Genomic DNA, 1,044 nt, shown 5'->3' on the forward strand with positions numbered 1-1,044 from the left:
TAATAATAAAGGAGGTATATAGAAAAAAATGGTTACTCAAATAAACAACCAAACCTCTGAAATAATCTACCCCGAAAGTGACGGCTTACCCTTGGCAGACAATACCCTTCAGTTTCGCTTGATTACAACAATTCAAGGGGGAATCGATGCCCTGTTTAAAGATAACCCTAATGTTTTTGTAGCTGGGGATTTGTTTTGGTATCCAGTGGAGGGTGAACCGAATACTAAGCAAGCTCCTGATGTAATGGTTGTGTTTGGTAGACCCAAAGGCGATGAAGCGTTCGCGAAGCGTGGCCAAAGGCCTCAGCTTCCGCTAAAAGCGATCGCAGATCCTACAAACAGTGGGAGGAAGACAATCGTCCACCGCAAGTGGTGTTTGAAATCGCATCCTGGAGCAACACTCAGACTGAGTTAGAGGAGAAGAAATTAAAGTTTTACCAACGCTACGGGGTAGAAGAATACTACATCTTTGACCCAGAGCAAGGGGTTTTGAAGGGTTGGTTACGTTCTGGCGAGACACATTCTGGGAAGACATTAGAAGCGATTGACCAAATGTCTGGCTGGGTGAGTCCCCGATTGAAAGTGAGGTTTGAGTTGTCAGACCAAACCCTTCAACTCTATCAGCCCAATGGGGAGCGTTTTGCTACTTACGTAGAAATTGTTGAACAGAGGGAACAGGAAAGACAAGACAAAGAACTCCAGCGTCAACGAGCTCAACGAGCTGAAACGGCTTTAGAACAAGCTGAAACGGCTTTAGAACAAGCTGAAGCGGCTTTAGTTGAAGAACAGAGGCGTGCCCAAGCATTGAGCGATCGCTTGAAAGCTTTGGGAATTGATCCAGATCAGTTTTGAAAATGACACAGTAATTACGCAAGTGCCCCCGTTGGTCCCCCAATTCTGGGGGACTTTGACATCATTACCCCCCCAGAATTGGGGGGCAGGGGGGCAAAACCAACTAAACTTCGTAAGTCCTATGACAACTTTAAAATTAACAAGTAACAAGTAACAAGTAACAAGTAAAACTTAAAAAGTATAGCGTTTTTC

Annotated in this window: 1 pseudogene; it reads left to right on the top strand. The window is 44.6% G+C overall.

Annotation, left to right across the window (positions count from 1 at the left end):
• Window positions 1-28 precede the first annotated feature (28 nt).
• A pseudogene (locus F6K51_RS38110) lies at window positions 29-852 on the top strand (Uma2 family endonuclease).
• The last annotated feature ends 192 nt before the right edge of the window (window positions 853-1,044 follow it).

The sequence above is a fragment of the Moorena sp. SIO3I8 genome, assembly GCF_010692325.1.
In the GTDB taxonomy this organism is placed as follows: Bacteria; Cyanobacteriota; Cyanobacteriia; order Cyanobacteriales; family Coleofasciculaceae; genus Moorena.